The sequence below is a fragment of the Pseudomonas sp. FW215-R2 genome, from assembly GCF_058789255.1.
In genome coordinates this window covers 250,080-267,393 of sequence record NZ_JBYTBO010000001.1, presented here as the reverse complement: position 1 = coordinate 267,393, position 17,314 = coordinate 250,080, and the positions used below count along the sequence as shown (strand labels likewise).

General features: G+C 61.3%; 12 protein-coding genes and 3 pseudogenes. 5 read left to right on the top strand and 10 right to left on the bottom strand.

Going from position 1 to position 17,314, the window contains the following annotated elements:
- Nucleotides 1–5 precede the first annotated feature (5 nt).
- Genes AC3WRD_RS01115 through AC3WRD_RS01105 form a run of 3 tightly spaced genes read right to left on the bottom strand, consistent with a single transcriptional unit; the run spans nucleotide 6 to nucleotide 1,757 of the window.
- Nucleotides 6–266, bottom strand: coding sequence for a phosphopantetheine-binding protein (locus AC3WRD_RS01115; protein ID WP_102620182.1), 261 nt, complete (start codon nucleotides 264–266; stop codon nucleotides 6–8).
- The gene (locus AC3WRD_RS01110) at nucleotides 247–1,056 is read right to left on the bottom strand and encodes a lysophospholipid acyltransferase family protein (protein ID WP_096819893.1); all 810 of its coding nucleotides are present in this window, start codon (nucleotides 1,054–1,056) and stop codon (nucleotides 247–249) included. The genes AC3WRD_RS01115 and AC3WRD_RS01110 overlap by 20 nt, the downstream gene beginning before the upstream one ends.
- The gene (locus AC3WRD_RS01105; protein ID WP_102620181.1) at nucleotides 1,032–1,757 is read right to left on the bottom strand and encodes a beta-ketoacyl synthase chain length factor; all 726 of its coding nucleotides are present in this window, start codon (nucleotides 1,755–1,757) and stop codon (nucleotides 1,032–1,034) included. Before AC3WRD_RS01105 ends, AC3WRD_RS01110 begins: the two co-directional genes overlap by 25 nt.
- Nucleotides 1,758–2,127: 370 nt before the next feature.
- Between AC3WRD_RS01105 and AC3WRD_RS01100 the strand changes: the two genes are divergently transcribed.
- The gene (locus tag AC3WRD_RS01100; RefSeq protein WP_096819891.1) at nucleotides 2,128–2,898 is read left to right on the top strand and encodes a ParA family protein; all 771 of its coding nucleotides are present in this window, start codon (nucleotides 2,128–2,130) and stop codon (nucleotides 2,896–2,898) included.
- Between the two features lie 44 nt (nucleotides 2,899–2,942).
- Here AC3WRD_RS01100 and trxC read toward each other — a convergent pair whose 3' ends face one another.
- The 6 genes and pseudogenes from trxC to AC3WRD_RS01070 all read right to left on the bottom strand — a co-directional run.
- Nucleotides 2,943–3,377, bottom strand: a complete 435-nt coding sequence (gene trxC / locus AC3WRD_RS01095) for a thioredoxin TrxC (RefSeq protein ID WP_064592954.1) — start codon at nucleotides 3,375–3,377, stop codon at nucleotides 2,943–2,945.
- 449 nt (nucleotides 3,378–3,826) lie between these two features.
- Entirely contained in the window at nucleotides 3,827–5,290 is a 1,464-nt protein-coding gene (gene selO, locus AC3WRD_RS01090) for a protein adenylyltransferase SelO (RefSeq protein WP_102620179.1), read from the bottom strand.
- Between the two features lie 48 nt (nucleotides 5,291–5,338).
- Nucleotides 5,339–8,692 (bottom strand): mechanosensitive channel MscK, encoded by a 3,354-nt coding sequence (gene mscK, locus AC3WRD_RS01085; RefSeq protein WP_102620178.1) that lies wholly within the window; start codon nucleotides 8,690–8,692, stop codon nucleotides 5,339–5,341.
- A gap of 34 nt (nucleotides 8,693–8,726) precedes the next feature.
- A complete protein-coding gene (locus tag AC3WRD_RS01080) occupies nucleotides 8,727–10,469 on the bottom strand; it encodes a potassium/proton antiporter (RefSeq protein WP_096819886.1) in 1,743 nt (580 codons plus the stop codon).
- Nucleotides 10,470–10,731: 262 nt separating this feature from the next.
- Nucleotides 10,732–11,331: pseudogene (locus AC3WRD_RS01075) on the bottom strand (methyl-accepting chemotaxis protein); the annotation flags it as partial.
- A gap of 303 nt (nucleotides 11,332–11,634) precedes the next feature.
- Nucleotides 11,635–12,291, bottom strand: a pseudogene (locus AC3WRD_RS01070) (MCP four helix bundle domain-containing protein); the annotation flags it as partial.
- 343 nt (nucleotides 12,292–12,634) lie between these two features.
- Between AC3WRD_RS01070 and AC3WRD_RS01065 the strand changes: the two are divergent.
- From AC3WRD_RS01065 to AC3WRD_RS01050, 4 genes and pseudogenes are all read left to right on the top strand, one after another.
- Nucleotides 12,635–12,865 carry a hypothetical protein gene (locus AC3WRD_RS01065; RefSeq protein ID WP_007952320.1) on the top strand — a complete coding sequence of 77 codons (231 nt, stop codon included), beginning with the start codon at nucleotides 12,635–12,637 and terminating at the stop codon, nucleotides 12,863–12,865.
- Nucleotides 12,862–13,164, top strand: coding sequence for a cell division protein ZapA (locus AC3WRD_RS01060; protein ID WP_096819884.1), 303 nt, complete (start codon nucleotides 12,862–12,864; stop codon nucleotides 13,162–13,164). Before AC3WRD_RS01065 ends, AC3WRD_RS01060 begins: the two co-directional genes overlap by 4 nt.
- A 99-nt stretch (nucleotides 13,165–13,263) precedes the next feature.
- Nucleotides 13,264–14,334: pseudogene (locus tag AC3WRD_RS01055) on the top strand (cache domain-containing protein); the annotation flags it as partial.
- A gap of 21 nt (nucleotides 14,335–14,355) precedes the next feature.
- Nucleotides 14,356–15,201 carry a methyl-accepting chemotaxis protein gene (locus AC3WRD_RS01050; protein WP_492604502.1) on the top strand — a complete coding sequence of 282 codons (846 nt, stop codon included), beginning with the start codon at nucleotides 14,356–14,358 and terminating at the stop codon, nucleotides 15,199–15,201.
- A 219-nt stretch (nucleotides 15,202–15,420) separates the two neighbouring features.
- On the opposite strand, the gene AC3WRD_RS01045 is transcribed toward AC3WRD_RS01050, so the two are convergent.
- Nucleotides 15,421–17,223 carry an acyl-CoA dehydrogenase gene (locus AC3WRD_RS01045; protein ID WP_102620176.1) on the bottom strand — a complete coding sequence of 601 codons (1,803 nt, stop codon included), beginning with the start codon at nucleotides 17,221–17,223 and terminating at the stop codon, nucleotides 15,421–15,423.
- Nucleotides 17,224–17,314: the final 91 nt, after the last annotated feature.

Here is a 17,314-nt window from a genome sequence, read left to right as displayed (position 1 = left end):
CGGTCTCAAGCTGCCTGTTTTGCCGTGACGAACGCCGCAAGGCTCGCCACGTTGGTGAAATGGTTGCGGGTGTCCTTGGCGTCGGCATCGATCTTGATGCCGTACTTTTTCTGGATGGCCAGGCCAAGTTCCAGGGCGTCGACCGAATCCAGGCCCAGGCCTTCGCCAAACAGCGTCTGGTCGTCGCCAATTTCGTCGACGCTGATGTCTTCGAGGCCCAGGGCGTCGATGATCAGCAGTTTTATCTCACGGTGCAGATCGCTCATCTTCGGCGAGCTCCTTGATAAAAAAATGGTGCAGAAAGTCGTTGAGCTTGCGCGAGGCCTGCGGTGCAGGGCCTTGTGCGGCAAAGGTCTGTGGGTCTATATCGGCCCCGACGCGAAAACTGAAGTGAACACGGCGGCAGGGGATGCGATACCACGGCTCGGCCTTGGTCAGCGTAGTCGGGCTGACCTTGATGATCACCGGGGTGAGAATTTTCGCACCCCGCAGAGCGATGGCCGCCGCGCCCCGATGGAAGGCCGGTGCCTGTCCGGGCTGGGTGCGGGTACCTTCCGGGAAAATGATCAGGGTCTGCCCGTCTCGCAGCGCGTCGGCGGCGGCATCGAGCATGTCCATGCTGCCGTCGTTGCTGATGTATTCGGTGCTGCGCAGCGGGCCACGGGTGAAAGGGTTTTCCCACAGGCTTTTCTTCACCACGCAATTGGCGTGGCGCACCAGACCGATCAGGAACACCACGTCGATCAGCGACGGGTGGTTGGCGATGATCATCTGCCCCGGACGGCCAAGGCGTTCGGCACCCTGGATGTCGTAGGTCAGCACCCCGGTGCGGGCCATGAACCGGACGAAAAACCAGAACAGCCGACTGACGGTCTGCCGCGCCCGCTCCCGATGGGTCTTCGCATCGCCCGGCAGGCAGCCCAGCAGCGGAAACACCAGCAGGCGCAGGCACAGCCCGCCCAGCCCGAACAGGGCGAAGCTGATGGCGGTGGCCAGCAGACGCCAGTAGTAGGCGTCGCGGTTTTTTTCGGTTACGGGTTGCGTTGCCAGGTCCATACACGATTTTTCCAGGCATGTTGGCAAAGGGTTTGCTGGCCGAGCAGGGTTTGCAGCAGATTCAGCGCGTGGGGCCATTGCGCTTTGGACAGTGCTTCGGGGGCGCTGTTCAGGGTCAGCCGCCAGTCGGTACCGGGGGTCAGCAGCAAGCCCACCGCATACGGAAACGGCACGTCATCGATCCATGCCGAATAGGCGGCGGGCGGTTGTTCTTCGGTGATCACCAACAGTACCGCTGGAGCACCTTCGTCCAGCAGGGCGGCGGCTTCCAGCACGCCGTGCTCGAGGCCGTCGCCCGCCGCTGCGAGGGCGGTCATCTCGCTGGTTTCGCCGCGCATGATCGACCACAGGCCGATGATCGCGTTGTGCACGGAGAGGCTGAACTGGGTCGGTGACAGCGGTTGTTCGTTGGCCAGGTCGCTGAGGATGTCGAACGTACGCGGGGTTTCACCGTGGCGGGAGACGAAGACCAGCGGCAGGTTTTCCCGACCGTCGGCCAGTGGCCAGCCGACACTGAAGGCCATCCGCGCCAGGCGGCTGAGACGGCGGCGCTGCATGGCGGGAAGGAACGACACATCGGGCGCGGCATCGCTGCTCGGGAGCGCGACCGGCTGTCGGCTCCAGGCTTGCCAGGCGTCCACACTGTCGAGCCCGGGAGCCCAGGCGCGCCATTGGGCGATGTTGAAGTTGATCACGGACATTCATCCCGCCCCTGCGGGCTGTTTTTGACGCGGTTCTGCCAAAGCCACAGAGGTGCTGACCTTGCCGAAAGTGGCGTGGCGCTTGGCGCCGGGTGGCGCGCATTATCCCGGTGCGACGAGTGTGTAGCAAATGCTGGTTACATTTTGCGCGCTGAAATGGACCGAAGGGTACATGGCAAAAAATGTCACTTGGCCATTATCCGGATTGCGACGGGATTGTCTGTCGGGCATATCGGCGGTCAATGGCGGCAATTGCGCCGTGCCCATTGAGATATTTGCGCCTGACCCTGTAGTCCGTGTCCGTGAAGGTAGCGAAGCGGGGCCGGGCACCACTACACTCGGTCATTCTTTGATACACGGAGGTTTTGTCATGCGGCGCGTGGTGTTCAATCAGAAAGGTGGCGTGGGCAAATCCAGCATCGCCTGCAATCTGGCGGCGGTCAGCGCCAGCGAGGGTTATCGCACGCTGTTGGTGGACCTCGATGCCCAGGCCAACTCCACTCAGTATCTGACCGGGCTCACCGGTGACGACATTCCGATGGGCATCGCCGACTTCTTCAAACAGACCCTGTCTTCGGGTCCGTTCTCCAAGAAGAACAAAGCGGATATCTACGAAACCCCGTTCGACAACCTGCACATCATCACCGCCACGGCAGAACTGGCCGACTTGCAGCCCAAGCTCGAGGCCAAGCACAAGATCAACAAACTGCGGAAGTTGCTCGATGAGTTGAGCGAGGACTACGACCGTATCTACCTTGATACGCCGCCGGCCCTGAATTTTTATGCGGTTTCGGCGCTGATTGCTGCTGATCGGGTGTTGATTCCCTTCGATTGCGACAGCTTTTCCCGTCAGGCCCTGTACGGGCTGATGTCGGAGATCGAAGAGTTGAAGGACGACCACAACGAAGGCCTGGAAGTCGAAGGCATCGTGGTCAACCAGTTCCAGGCCCGGGCCAGCCTGCCGCAGCAGATTCTCGACGAATTGATCGCTGAAGGTTTGCCGGTGCTGCCGGTTTATCTCGCCAGCTCAGTGCGCATGCGCGAATCGCATCAGGCCAGCACGCCGCTGATCCATCTCGACCCGCGACACAAGTTGACCCAGCAGTTCGTCGAACTGCACAACCTGCTCGAAGACGCCTGAAAAAAACAATGTGGGAGCAAGCTCCCACATTGGAGGGTGTCGTTTTAGATGCCCTGGCTGCGCAGCCACGCCATCAGTTGCGGCAGCGGAAACGCTCCGCTCTGCCGCGCCACCTCACGGCCATTCCTGAACAGAATCAGGCTCGGAATCGAGCGAATCCCCAACTGCGCCGACAACTGCTGATTGGCCTCGCTGTCCAGCTTGGCCAGCCGGCACTTGCCTGCCAATTGCGCAGCGGCTTGCTCGAACACCGGCGCAAACGACTTGCACGGCCCGCACCAGTCCGCCCACACGTCCACCAGTAACGGCAGATCGCCCTTGATCTGGCTGGCGTAGTCGCCTTGCTTGAGTTCGAACGGCTTGTTCAACAGCACCTCTGACTTGCAGCGTCCGCATTTCGGGTGGTCGTTGAGGCGCTCGGCGGGAATGCGGTTGAGGCCGTTGCAGGAGGGGCAGGGGATGAGGAGTGGGTCGGTCATGATCGGCTCGGTTGATTAGGCAGTTCGTAAAACGAATCTGGTGTCATGCGAGGCATTTATCAAGACGAAATCTGACAGCAGTTACCTTCGATAATCGAAGATGTGTCCTACATAAAGTGCCGTTTCAGCTGATTTTGCTCATTTTGCTCGCGGCATAGAGTGACTCCGGGCGTCCTGGCAATTTGCTGGTGACCAAAGCAAGGGGCAAAAATGAGCGGAATAGTTGAGTGGGCTATTGAGCACTGGGGCCACGTCGCACCTGTCCTTAAGCGGCCAGAGTCAGAGGAGGAATACAATTTGCTGGTCGAAGCAGTTAAGGAGCTGAGAGGCATGGCTGGAGCGGACGAGTCACACCCGCTCATGGGTTTGATCGAGATAATAGGCGGCCATCTCGACGCGTATAGCCAATTACATCGATCGTCTTGAGTATTTGGAAGTTGGAAGCAGCCTCACGACGAACAACTGATCTCCAAATGCTTGCCCCACTCCGGCGGCCGTTGCGCGTAGCTTTCCATTCCAGGCTGTTCCTCGAATGGATTGCTCAACACCGCATGCAGTCGGCGAACCTCCAAATAGTCACCCTGTTCCGCCGCATCGATCGCCTTCTGCGCCAGGTAATTGCGCAGGATGTACAGCGGATTCACCGCATGCATCCGCGCGCGGCGTTGTTCCTGATCGGTCGCGCCATCGCGTGCAACACGGTCGACGTAACGCTCGCCCCAGGCGTCGAAGCCTCGGATATCCACAAAGTCATCGCGCAACCGGGCAACAGCCTTATCTGCTGACTCCTCGCCCAGACGACGGAAGAACAAGGTGTAGTCGACACCGCTGTTCTGCATCAATTGCAGCAGTTGTTCCAGCAGTTGCTGATCTTCGTCCTCGGCGGTGGTGAAGCCCAGACGGCGGCGCATCAGGTCGAGGTAATGCGCCTGGAACAGCGGCAGGTACAGGCCAAGGGTTTCGCGCAGGGCTTCGACGCTGATGAACGGCGTCAGGGCCTGGGCCAGGGCGCTGAGGTTCCACTGGCCGACGGGCACCTGATTGCTGAACGAGTAGCGGCCCTGATCATCGGAGTGGTTGCAGATGAAGTTCGCGTCGAAGTCGTCGAGGAAGGCGAACGGGCCGAAGTCGAAGGTGATGCCGAGGATCGACATGTTGTCGGTGTTCATCACCCCGTGGCAGAAACCGTAGGCCTGCCACTTGGCGATCAGTTCGGCGTTGCGCTCGACGATTTCGCGGAACATCGCCAGATACGGTTCCGGCTGTTCCAGGCATTCGGGGAAGTGCATCGCCAGCACGTGTTCGCCGAGCAGTTTCTGCTGCTCGGGACGCTTGGTGTAATAGAAATATTCGAAGTGGCCGAAACGCACGTGGCTCGGCGCTAGGCGCAGGACCATCGCGGCGCGTTCCTGTTTCTCGCGCCACACCGGGGTGTCGGAACCGATCACGCACGCGGCGCGTGAGGACGGGATGTTCAGCGCATACAGCGCTTCGGACGCGAGAAACTCACGAATCGACGAACGCAGCACCGCACGACCGTCGCCCATGCGCGAAAACGGCGTCTGCCCGGCGCCCTTGAGGTGCAAGTCCCAATGCTCGCCGGCCGCGTTGTAGACCTCGCCCAGCAGCAGACCGCGACCATCGCCCAGTTGCGGGGTATAGCCGCCGAATTGATGCCCGGAATAGACCATCGCCCGCGGCTCGGCATCGGCCCACAACTTGTGGCCGCCGAACAGTTCAGCGAATTCCTGAGTGTCGGCCGTCGCCGGATCCAGATCCAGCAGCGCCAGGGCCGCCGGGCTGGCGACCACCAGTCGCGGGTTGTCGATTGGTTCAGGCAGCACATGGGCCGAAAACGCGTCGCCCAGGCGGGCGAAACGGTTGTCGAAGGTCAGTTCGTCGAGGGCTTTCAAGGGCCGGCTCCAGCAGAATGTCCGAGCATTCTGCTGGGATTAGCCGGGTTAGTCGAGTTTGGCGGGTGGCGGCTCTTGCAGCGGTTTTTGCTCGCCGCTGATCGGGACGATGGTTTTGCTGTCGTCTTCGACCGGCACCAGTTTGTACTCCTGGCCGTGAAGGTTCTTCAGGTAAACCTCCATCTGCCGGAACGAGATGTTGATGTGCTGCTTCTTGAACTCGCGGTTGATGAAGCGGTTGACCTCGTCGATCACCGGGTTGCGGTCACCGAGGTCGCGCACGTGCATGCGCAGTTCGTGGTCGAGGGTGCTTTCGCCGAAGTTGAGGAAGTACACGTGCGGCTCGGGTTCCTTCAGCACGCGCGGGTTTTCCCGGGCGGCCTTGAGCAGCAGTTCCTTGACCAGATCCAGATCGGAGCCGTAATCGACGCCGAGTTTCAGCGTCACCCGGGTGATGGTATCGGTCAGCGACCAGTTGATCAGTTGCCCGGTGATGAACGTCTTGTTCGGGACAATGATGTCCTTGCGGTCGAAGTCGGTGATGGTCGTGGCACGGATGCGGATCTTGCTCACCGTGCCCGACAGATTGCCGATGGTGATGGTGTCGCCGATCCGCACCGGACGTTCGAACAGGATCATGATGCCGGAGATGAAGTTCGCGAAGATCTCCTGCATACCGAAGCCGAGGCCGACCGACAGCGCCGCCACCAGCCATTGCAACTTGTCCCAGCTCACGCCGAGGGTCGACAGGGTCGAGACGAAGCCGACCCCGGCGATCACGTACGACAGCAGCGTCGTGGTCGCGTAGGCACTGCCTTGGGCCAGATTGAGTTTCGACAGCACGAACACTTCAAGCAGACCCGGCAAGTTGCGTGCGAGCGCAAAGGTGATGCCGATGATGATCAGCGCGCCCAGCATGTCGCCGATGCTGATCGGCACCATGCTCATGTTGGCGCCGGTGCCGCTGGTGTATTCGTAGAGGGTGATGTTGTCGAGGTACGAGAACACCGTGATCAGGTCGGCCCAGACCCAGTACAGCGCGGCGATGAAACCGCCGAGCAGCGCCAGGCGAATCAGGCGCAGGGACTGTTCGTTGACCTTTTCGATGTCCAGGGTCGGTTCTTCGATCACCGCTTCGCCGTCGCCGGCTTCTTTCGCTGCCTGACGTTTGGCCAGGGCCCGCTGGTAGGCGAGACGCCGTGCCGCGACCGCCAGACCACGGACGAAGGTGGCTTCGATCACCAGCCAGAACATCAGCAGGTACAGGGTGTTGATCAAGCGGTCGCTGAGTTTCAGCGCGGTGTAGTAGTAGCCGAAGCACACCGCGACGAACAGGGCGATCGGCAGGAGGGTGAACATCACACCCACGGCCTTGCGGAACAGCGAGGCGTTTTCGTGGGCCGGGCTGCTGATCAGCAGTCGACTGAGCAGCCACCCCATCAGGGCGTAGCAGGTCAGCACCACCGGCATGCCGATGACGTCATCGGCCAGCGCCGCCGGTTGCAGTTCGGCAACCGCCACCACCGCCACAAGTGCCATCACCACCAGACCGAGGCGACGCACCCAGCCCTGAAGGAATTCGACCTGCGGTTTTTCCCAGCGGAAATGCAGCTCGGCCACACCGCCCGGCGCGAGGATCCGGTAAGCGGTGTAGAACACCAGCCACGCCTGGCCCATTTGCAGCAGGGCCGCACCCATGTTGGCGTTCTGGCCCCGGGCGTCGATCTGTAGCGCCAGCCCGCACAACGCCAGGCCCAGCGCCACCGGCATCGCCAGCAGGATGTTGATCAGAATTGCCTGCGGGGTGTGCCACTGGCTGTCACGTTTGAAGTGACCGATATCCTGGTGGACCTTGTTCAGTCGCGAATACAGCTGTTTGCGGCGCCACAGCAGCGCGCCGATCAGCAGCGCCAGCGGCAGGAACAGCAGCGGGCGCTGAGTGAGGCCGTCGGTCAGTTCGCTCAGGCTCGAGGCCAGCGGCAGGGTGTCGATCTGGCGTTTCAGGCGTTCCGGCACGCCGCGAATCCACTCGTTGTCCAGCGGCTTGTTGCTGGGGATCCAGAACATCTGCTCGTCGAGGGTCGCGCGCAGGCTTTGCGCGGTGCTCAGCAGTTGCTTCTGGTTCAGTTGCAGGGTGATCGACTCGTTGAGCATCGCGCTCAGTTCGCGACTCAGCCGCTCCAGCAGATCGACGCGGGTGTTGGCCAGCTCCAGCAGGCTCTTGCGCAGCTGTGGCGTGACTTGCTCCGGCGGTTGGGTGGACAGCAGGTTGTCGACGTAAGTCGCCGGATTGCTCAACTGTTCGCGCTGTTGGTTGATTTCGAACTGGTACAGGCGAATGTCGGCGATCTGATCCGCCAGGTCGCGGTCGACCTTGAGGCGCGGCAGCGCCTGTTTCTGTTTATAGAGAATCTTCGACAGCAGCAGGCTGCCCTTGAGCACGTTGATCTGCTCGTCGAGGGCCGAATCGCTCTGGGTCACGCTGTCCAGCTGCTGCTTGGTCTGCAGGTTCTGCTGGGTGAGCTCGTTGAGGCGGTCGGTGCTTTTGAGCAGGTAGTCGGAGAGCTTGAGGTTGGCCGCGCTTTCAGTGGCGAGCAGGGTGCTGCTGCCCGACTTCTGAGCCTCGATCGACTGCTGCGTCACGGTTTCCTGAGACAGGGTCAGACGTTTCTGGTTGATCAGGGTTTGCAGTTCCTGAATCTCATGGTCCAGGCGGTCGGACTTTTCCGTGAGCAGGTCATGCTGGCTGTTGCCCAGATCCTGCAACTGGTTGTTGCCGGCCAGTTCCTGACGGCGCAGCGGGATCAGTGCATTGAGCGACGCCAGCTCGGCGTTGAGCAGGTCGCGTTGCTCGGCGCTCAGGGTCTTGCCGCTGTCCTTGCCGGTCTTGAGGATGTTGTTGATCTGCTGGATGCGCGTCTGGCTGCTGGCGATTTCTGCCTGGGCGCGCTCCGGGCGAGTTTGCGCAGTGATGATCAGGCTGTTGGCGTCGGCCAGGGCTTTTTGCAGATCGCTTTGCTGGGTCGAGCGCTCGGTGAGTATCTGCTCCAGCTGCTGGATGTTCTCTTTGGTGAAGCGCTGCGCCACTGGCACCACAGGGGTGGCCTTGAGTCGCGTCAGTTCGCGCGCGTTCTCGATGGTCTGCTTCGGCGCAGTGGCCAACTGCTGCTTGAGGTCGCTCAGCTTCTGCTCGTAGTCACGCCGGTTGTTGAGCTGGTTCAGCGTGTTTTGCAGGAGCGTTTGCAGGGCCTTTTTGTCGGCCTCGGGCAGTTTGCTGTCGGTGAGCTTGTCCAGGTTGGCCTGCACGGCGTCGCTGGATGGCGGTTCTGCGGCGTGCAGCGGGCCGACAGTAAGACTCAGGCCCAGCAGGGCCGCGAGGAAAAAGGAGCGCAGGGTAGGCATAGAGACCGGTCAAGCAAGTGAGAGTGGAGGCAGTTTAGAGGAAGAGCCCGGGGCCCGGGCGACTTCCTTCGGGGAATCTGACGCCCACTTTGGCGATCTTGTTCCCGTCCATGACCGCAACCGTCCAGTGGGTGTTGTTCCATTCCACCTGGTCGCCCACGATCGGCGCACCGCCGACTTTCTGGGCAATGAAGTGGCCCAGGGTCATGTCCGGATCGATACCTTCGGCCGGTAGGCCGTAAAGGGCCGCAACCGCTTTGAGCTGGGCGTCTCCTTCGAGTACGAAGTCGCCGAAGAAACGCAGATCGAGGCCCCGTTGCGGTGCCTGGCTGAACAGTTTTCCGAGGGCCGGCAAGTTGTGTTCATGGCCGATAACGCACAGCAAATCATCGACTTCCAGCACCGTACTACCCGACGGATGGAGCAGTTGCTGACCGCGAAACAGGGCGGCGATACGGGTGCCTTCGGGCATTTTCAGCTCCCGCAGGGGTGAACCGATGCACCATTTCTCTGCGCCAAGCTTGTAAACGAACAGCTCCCACTCGCTGGTGATGTGCACTTCCAGGGCCGAACGGGAGATCGGCGCAGGCTCCGGCGGCACCGTCACCTTGAGCAGTCTGGCCACCCACGGCAGGCTCGTGCCCTGCACCAGCAGCGACACCAGTACGATGAAGAACGCGAGGTTGAAATACAGCTGCGCATTCGGCAGCCCGGCCATCAGAGGGAACACCGCCAGAATGATCGGTACCGCGCCGCGCAGGCCGACCCAGGAAATGAACGCCTTTTCGCGACCATGGAAAGCCTTGAACGGCAGCAACCCGACCACCACCGACAGCGGCCGTGCGAACAGGATCATCCACAGCGCCAGGCCCAGAGCAGGCAGGGCGATCGGCAGCAAGTCGTGCGGAGTAACCAGCAAGCCCAGCACCAGGAACATGCCGATCTGCGCCAGCCACGCCATGCCGTCGAGCATGTGCAGGATGCCGTGGCGGCTGCGCACCGGACGGTTGCCGATCACCAGGCCGCACAGGTAAACGGCGAGGAAGCCGCTGCCGTGCAGGGCGTTGGTCAGGGCGAACACCACCAGACCGCCGGCGATTACCAGGATCGGATAGAGGCCGGTGGCGAGGTTGATCCGGTTGACCAGTTGCAGCATCAGCCAGCCGCCGCCGAGGCCGATCACGCCACCGATGCCGAACTCGCGGATCAGGTGGGTCAACAGGCTCCAGTGCAGGCCGGTCTGGCCGCTGGCGAGCATGTCGATCAGGGTCACGGTGAGGAACACCGCCATCGGGTCGTTGCTGCCGGACTCGATTTCCAGGCTGGCGGTCACCCGTTCGTTCAGGCCCTTGCCGCCGAGCAGCGAGAACACCGCTGCGGCGTCCGTCGAGCCGACGATGGCGCCAATCAACAGGCCTTGAATCAGGTTCAGGTCGAACAGCCACGCAGCGGCCATGCCGGTGAGACCGGTGGTTATAAGGACGCCGACGGTGGCCAGCGACAAGGCCGGCCACAAGGCCACGCGGAAACTGGACACCCGGGTGCGCAAACCGCCGTCGAGGAGGATCACCGCCAGAGCGAGGTTGCCGACCAGATAGGCCGTCGGGTAGTTATCGAAAATGATGCCGCCGCCATCGACCCCGGCAGTCATGCCGACTGCAAGGATGATCACCAGAATCGGGATGCCGAGACGCGACGAAAGGGAACTGACAAGAATGCTCGCACCTACCAGCAACGCGCCGATCAAGAACAGGCTGTTGATGGTCGTCGCATTCAAAGGCAGTACTCCAGAAGCGGAAAGGCGGGCACAAACTGACCATGCAGTCTGCGTGCCAGCGATTCTAACCTGTTGAAATGTGATGCTGTCAAAAAGCTTTTGTACTAGATGAGGCGATCGTTCCCACGCTCTGCGTGGGAACGCCTCAATGGACGCTCTGCGTCAGCTTTTGGGACGCGGAGCGTCCCGGGCTGCATTCCCACGCAGAGCGTGGGAACGATCAACACAGACGGCTCGACGTGGGAACGATCAACGCCGAGGGTTAGAGGCTGAACCGTCCAACCATATTGTTCAGATCCAGCGCCAATCGCGACAGCTCGTTGCTCGCCGCACTGGTCTGATTCGCGCCGGTCGCCGATTGCACCGACAGATCGCGGATGTTGACCAGGTTGCGATCCACTTCACGTGCAACCTGTGCCTGCTCTTCGGCAGCGCTGGCGATCACCAGGTTGCGCTCGTTGATTTCGACGATGGCCGTGTTGATGGTGTCCAGCGACAGACCAGCGCCACGGGCGATGTTCAGGGTCGATTCGGCGCGCTCGGTGCTGTTGCGCATCGAATCCACGGCGTGTTCGGTGCCGCTCTGGATGCTGCCGATCATGCGCTCGATTTCGCTGGTCGACTGTTGGGTGCGGTGCGCGAGGGCACGGACTTCGTCCGCCACCACGGCAAAACCGCGACCGGCTTCACCGGCACGGGCCGCTTCGATGGCAGCGTTGAGTGCCAGCAGGTTGGTCTGGTCAGCCAGGCCGCGGATCACGTCCAGCACCTTGCCGATGTCACGGGACTCGTTGGCCAGATCACCGATCAGGGTCGCGGTGCTCTGCACGTCGGCGCTCATGCGCTCGATGGCGCTGACGGTTTCCTGCACCAGATCGCGACCGTCGCCGGCGGAAGTGGTGGCGTTCTTCGAGGCTTCGGAGGTGCTGACGGCGTTGCGTGCGACTTCTTCAACCGCGCTGGTCATCTCGTTGACTGCGGTGGCAGCCTGTTCGATTTCGTTGTTCTGTTGGGTCAGGCCACGGGCGCTTTCGTCGGTGACGCTGTTCAGCTCTTCGGCGGCGGAGGCCAGTTGGGTGGCCGAGCCGGAAATCCGCTGCAGGGTGTCGCGCAGCTTCGACTGCATCTTGGCCATGGCTGCCAGCAGGCGACCGGCTTCGTCGGTGCCGTCAACGTGGATCGGCTGGGTCAGGTTGCCTTCGGCGATGGTTTCCGCCGCATCCAGCGCTTTGGAGATCGGCTTGGTGATGCTCAGGGTCAGCAGCCAGGCGAAGAGGAAGGTCAGGCCGGTCGCGATCACCAGCAGCGTCACCACCAGACTGAAAGCCGAAGAAAACTGCTCGGCGGCTTGCTGGTTGGTGGTGCTGATCTGCTCGCCGTTGATTTGCATCAGACGGTTGAGCACCGAGTTCATCGCTTCGGAGTTGTCGAGCAACTGGGTGTTCAGCAGGTTGCGCAGTTCATCCACCTGATTGTTGCGCGACAGGGTTTTCATCCGGTCTTCGATCTGGCGGTACTGACCCAGCAACTGCACGTATTGATCGTAGGCCGCACGTTCGGCCGGGCTGCCGATCAACGGCTCGTAATCGGTCTGGGCCTTGCGGATCTGCTGGTTGCGCATCTCCAGCAGTTCGATGGTTTTCTGCTGGATGTCCGGCTCGCGGTTCACCAGCAAACGGTACGACAGCACTCGCAGGCGCAGGGTCAGTTGAGTGAACTCGTCGAGGTTCTTGATGCTCGGCACGCTGGTGGTGGTGATGTTTTCGGCCGCGCCGCGGATCTTGCTCATCTGGTTCAGGGCGAACACACCGAGAATGAGCATCAGGCCGCCGATCAGGGCGAAACCGGTGAACGCCCGGGGGGCGATATTCATATTGCGAAGGGACATGGGGCGTATACCAGGAAGGGCCGCATCCATGCGGGCTGAGACTGCTGTTGGATGACTTATCGGTCATACGACTAAAGTCTTGAGCCGGTGCGCGTATTTGTCGCACTGAAGGCCGGGCGACGAAGTGCAGGAACCAGATCGGCAGATCACAGTCTCTAACACTCGCAGGAACGGTCGGCCACCAGGAAAATCAAGGCCTTGCGCCGGTTTAACCCTGGCATCCACGACGACTTTTCTTTATCGTACGCGCCCTTTGAAAATGCCCTGGAAGATCAAAATGTTGGAAGCATCCCTCAGCCAATTGGAACAGCTCGTCAGCGACCTGGTGCAACAGAACCAGACCCTCTCGGAAACCAACCAGACCCTGTCCACGGAACTGGCCCAGGCCAAGGATGAAAACGAAAGCCTGCAACTGAGCCTGATGGAACAGGAAGAAAAACACGGCGCCACTGCCGCTCGCATCCAGGCCCTGGTTGATCGCGTCAACGCAGGCCCTGTCAGCGCATGAACCACGGCACAGCAGGGGTAAAAGTCGTCTCCATCATGGGGGAGGACTATTCGATCAAGGCACCGGCCGGGGAAGAACAGACCCTGCTGGACGCCGCATTGATGCTCAAGGCCGCACTGGCCGACACCAAACGCAAATACCCGACGCTGATCGGCGACCGCCTGCTGGTGCTGGCGGCGATGAATCTGTGCTCGCAGCAGATTGAAATGAAGAAGCAGCACCAGCAGGAACTCGAGCGTTACCAAGAGCAAGTCAGCGCCACGGTCGAGACCATCGCCAAGACCATCAATCAGGGTTGATGGGTTGCGCACAACCAAGGAATAAGATTGTCGATTGCGTTGTATACAATCGGCACGGCTGTTGCAGTGTTTCAGCCTCTTATTCTTTGGGGGTGCTCCATGCAGTTCTGGCGTCGCAGTATTCAATGGCAGTTGATCCTCGGCATGGGCACCGCTCTGCTGGTCAGCATTCTGATCGTGGTTGGCATTTATACCCTGGTGGTCAACCGCCTCGCCCAGAGCTATCTGGTCGAGCAGGCGTTGCCGTCGAGCATCGAAGCGACGCGCAACGACATCGAGCGAATCCTCGTTCAACCCCTCACTGCCGCCAAAGACATCGCCAGCAACACAATGGTCCGCGACTGGCTGGCCACAGGTGAAGACTCCGCCAAAACGGCAGGCTTCGCGCAATATCTGGAAGGCATCCGCGCCGAACACAAGGCGTTTACCGCGCTGATCATCGGCACCGAATCCAATCACTACATCACCGAAAAAGGCCTGGATCGCACCCTCAGCCGCGCCAAACCGGCCGATGCGTGGTTCTACTCATTCCTGGACAGCAATCAGCCCAGAACCCTGAACATCGACAACGACGGGGCCACCGGAGAGTTGGCGCTGTTCATCGACCTGAAGGTCGAGCAGGCCGGCAAAGTGGTCGGCGTTGCGGGGCTAGGTCTGAGCATGAAAGAGCTGTCCGAGCTGATCCACAATTTCAGCTTCGGCGAGCGCGGGAAGGTCTATCTCGTGCGTTCCGACGGTTTGATCCAGGTCCATCCCGAGGCGCAATTCAGCGGCAAGCGCACGCTTACGGAGCAGATCGGCGCAAGCGCGGCACAAGCGGTCATGGGCCATAAAGTGGCCGCCAACAGCAGCTTCCAGCGCGACGGCGAAGACTTCCTCGCCTTCAGCCTGCCTTTGCGTGACCTTGGCTGGACCCTGGTGGCCGAAGTGCCGCAGTCACAGATCTACGCCGAAGCCCGACGGGCGATGTGGATGAGCAGCGGCATCGGTCTGGCGGTGGCGCTGGTTTGCCTGGCGCTGGTGATCTGGCTGGCTCAGGGATTGGTGCGACCGATTCGTCAGGTAACAGCTGCGCTGGTAGCAATCGGTAGCGGTGGTGGAGATTTGACCCATCGGTTAGATTCCAGCCGCGCCGACGAGCTGGGCGACCTCGCTCGGGGCTTCAACCGTTTCCTCGACAGTCAGCGCGGGATGATCGCCGAGGTGTTGACCACCAGTGAGCGTTTGCGTGTCGCTGTGGGTCAGGTGGCCAGGGTTGTGGATAACACCGCCGAGCGCTCCGGCCGCCAGCAGGAAATGACCGACATGGTTGCCACCGCCGTCCACGAAATGGGCCTGACCGTGCAGGAAATCGCCCAGAACGCCGGCAACGCCGCGCTCGCCTCGCAAACCGCTCGCGATGAAGCGATGCAGGCGCGCGAAGTGGTCGGCGGCTCGATTCGCCATATAGAAAGCATGTCCGATGAAATCGGCGTCGCGGCCGGCGCGGTGGGTGAGCTGGCGCATCAGGTGGCGTCGATCGATCAGGTGCTGGCGGTGATTCGCGGCGTTTCCGAGCAGACCAATCTGTTGGCATTGAACGCGGCGATTGAAGCGGCGCGGGCCGGGGACATGGGGCGTGGTTTTGCGGTGGTGGCCGATGAAGTGCGCACCTTGGCGCGCCGCACTCAGGCATCCACTGACGAGATCCAGCAGATGATCGGCAGTCTCAAACAGGGGGCGGAGAATGCCGTGTCTTCAATGCGTACGGGACAGGCGGCAACCGGCACCGGCGTTGAGTCGAGCCAGCGTACGGGTGCGTCTTTGACCGCGATTACCGGGCAGGTCGAGCGCATCAGCGACATGAACCATCAGGTGGCGACGGCGACTGAGGAGCAGTCGGCGGTGACCGAGGAGATCAACCGCAACGTGCAGGGGATTTCCGATCTGGCGCGGGCGACGGCGGGGGAGGTTCGGGCTTGTCGTGAGGATTGTCAGATGCTGCAGCGGCTGGCGGATGATCTGGCGCGGCAGATGGGTGGGTTCAAGTTGAGTTGAGTGCCAAGAGCCAAAGAGCCCCTCACCCTAACCCTCTCCCGGAGGTAGAGGGGACTGATTGGGGAATATTGAAGAGGTTCACCGACTTGAAGGATCGGCGTTGAATCCATAATCGACTCGGTCGTTCAGGTCGATGTACCTCGCAAAACTATGCGGTCGGCCCCCTCTCCCTCCGGGAGAGGGCTGGGGTGAGGGGAAGGGGCCCAGCTCGGTTAATGATCAGAACCACGCATCCTGCATCCCCAGACACGTATCATCCCGCACCTCCAGCAACGCCAGCTCATGATGGCAGCCCGGCACTTCCCACGTCAGGAAATACCGCGCCGCCTGCAATTTGCCCTTATAGAAGTCGGCATCCGCCGCATTCCCCTTGGCCAAACCTTCCTCCGCCCGAATCGCCTGCTCCAGCCAGCGCCAGCCAATCACCGTGTGCCCGAACACTTTCAGGTACAGCGCCGAATTCGCCAGGCTGCTGTTGACCTTGCCCTGGGCCAGATCCGTCAGCAGGCCGATGGTCACGCTCTGCAGGCGTGCGACCAGTTTCTCCAGCGGCTCACGCAATGCGGTCAACGATTCGTACACCACCGCGCGTTCGGCCGTGTCGGCAATCAGGCGAATCAGTTGCTTGAGCCCGGCGCCACCGTTCTGCGCCAGTTTGCGTCCCAGCAAGTCCAGCGACTGAATGCCGTGGGTGCCTTCGTGGATCGGGTTCAGTCGGTTGTCGCGGTAATACTGCTCCACCGGGTATTCGCGGGTGTAACCGTGGCCGCCGAGAATCTGGATCGCCAGTTCGTTGGCCTTGAGGCAGAACTCCGATGGCCAGGATTTGACGATCGGCGTCAGCAAGTCCAGCAGCTCATGCGCCTGTTTGCGCTCGGCTTCGGTTTCCAGCGTGGTGGTGTCATCAAACAGCCGCGCCGCGTACAGACCGAGATCGAACGCACCTTCAACGTAGGACTTTTGCGTCAGCAGCATGCGTCTGACATCCGCGTGCTGAATGATCGCCACCGGCGCCGTCGTCGGGTCCTTGCTGTCCGGCACCCGGCCCTGCGGACGTTCGCGAGCGTATTCCAGCGAGTACAAATAGCCGGCGTAACCGAGCATCACCGCGCCCATGCCGACGCCGATTCGCGCCTCGTTCATCATCTGGAACATGTAGCTCAAACCGTGATGCGGCTTGCCCACCAGATAGCCGACACACTCGCCGTTATCGCCGAAGTTCAGCGCGGTCGAGGTCGTTCCGCGCCAGCCCATCTTGTGGAACAGCCCGGCCAGCAGCACGTCGTTGCGTTTGCCGAGACTGCCGTCATCGTTGACCAGGAACTTGGGCACGATAAACAGCGAAATCCCCTTCACCCCGGCCGGTGCGTCCGGCAGTTTGGCCAACACCATGTGCACGATGTTTTCCGAGAGCGGGTGATCGCCGCCGGAGATGAAGATCTTGTTGCCCTTCAAGCGATAAGTGCCGTCGGACGCTGGTTCGGCGCGGGTACGAATATCCGACAACGACGAACCGGCATGGGGTTCGGTCAGGGCCATGGTGCCGAAGAAACGACCGTCGATCATCGGTTGCAGGAACCGTTGCTTCTGTTCTTCGGTGCCGAAGCTTTCGATCAGGTTGGCCGCGCCCATGGTCAGGAACGGGTAGGAAGTCGAAGCCGCGTTGGCCGACTGAAAGTGGGCGAAGCAGGCCTGGGACAACAATGTAGGCAGTTGCATGCCGCCGGCGTCGAAACTGCGCGCCGCGTTGAGGAATCCGGCTTCGAGGAAGGCATCCACCGCCGGTTTCACTTCGGGAATCAGAATCGCCTGACCGTTCTCGTAGCGCGGCTCGTTCTCGTCGCCCTTACGGTTGTGCGGTGCGAAGTACTTCTCGGCGATGTTGCGCGCCGTGCCGATGGCGGCATCGAAGGTTTCGCGGTTGTGTTCGGCAAACCGCTCGCGCCGGGTCAGGCCCTCGGCATCGAGGACTTCGTACAGCTCGAAAGCCAGATTGCGGGAACTGAGCAGCGTCTCGGACATGGCGGCCTACCTTTTTTTGGAATGGACCGAGTCTAGGCGTGCGAATAAAGGCTGAACAGGAAGATTGATAACGGTGATGGAGAGGCCAAAA

Coding starts and splice junctions, on each gene's coding strand:
- AC3WRD_RS01115 (WP_102620182.1), bottom strand. CDS start 266: ATGAGCGATCTGCACCGTGAGATAAAACTGCTGATCATCGACGCCCTG.
- AC3WRD_RS01110 (WP_096819893.1), bottom strand. CDS start 1,056: ATGGACCTGGCAACGCAACCCGTAACCGAAAAAAACCGCGACGCCTAC.
- AC3WRD_RS01105 (WP_102620181.1), bottom strand. CDS start 1,757: ATGTCCGTGATCAACTTCAACATCGCCCAATGGCGCGCCTGGGCTCCC.
- AC3WRD_RS01100 (WP_096819891.1), top strand. CDS start 2,128: ATGCGGCGCGTGGTGTTCAATCAGAAAGGTGGCGTGGGCAAATCCAGC.
- trxC (WP_064592954.1), bottom strand. CDS start 3,377: ATGACCGACCCACTCCTCATCCCCTGCCCCTCCTGCAACGGCCTCAAC.
- mscK (WP_102620178.1), bottom strand. CDS start 8,692: ATGCCTACCCTGCGCTCCTTTTTCCTCGCGGCCCTGCTGGGCCTGAGT.
- AC3WRD_RS01065 (WP_007952320.1), top strand. CDS start 12,635: ATGTTGGAAGCATCCCTCAGCCAATTGGAACAGCTCGTCAGCGACCTG.
- AC3WRD_RS01060 (WP_096819884.1), top strand. CDS start 12,862: ATGAACCACGGCACAGCAGGGGTAAAAGTCGTCTCCATCATGGGGGAG.
- AC3WRD_RS01050 (WP_492604502.1), top strand. CDS start 14,356: ATGATCGCCGAGGTGTTGACCACCAGTGAGCGTTTGCGTGTCGCTGTG.
- AC3WRD_RS01045 (WP_102620176.1), bottom strand. CDS start 17,223: ATGTCCGAGACGCTGCTCAGTTCCCGCAATCTGGCTTTCGAGCTGTAC.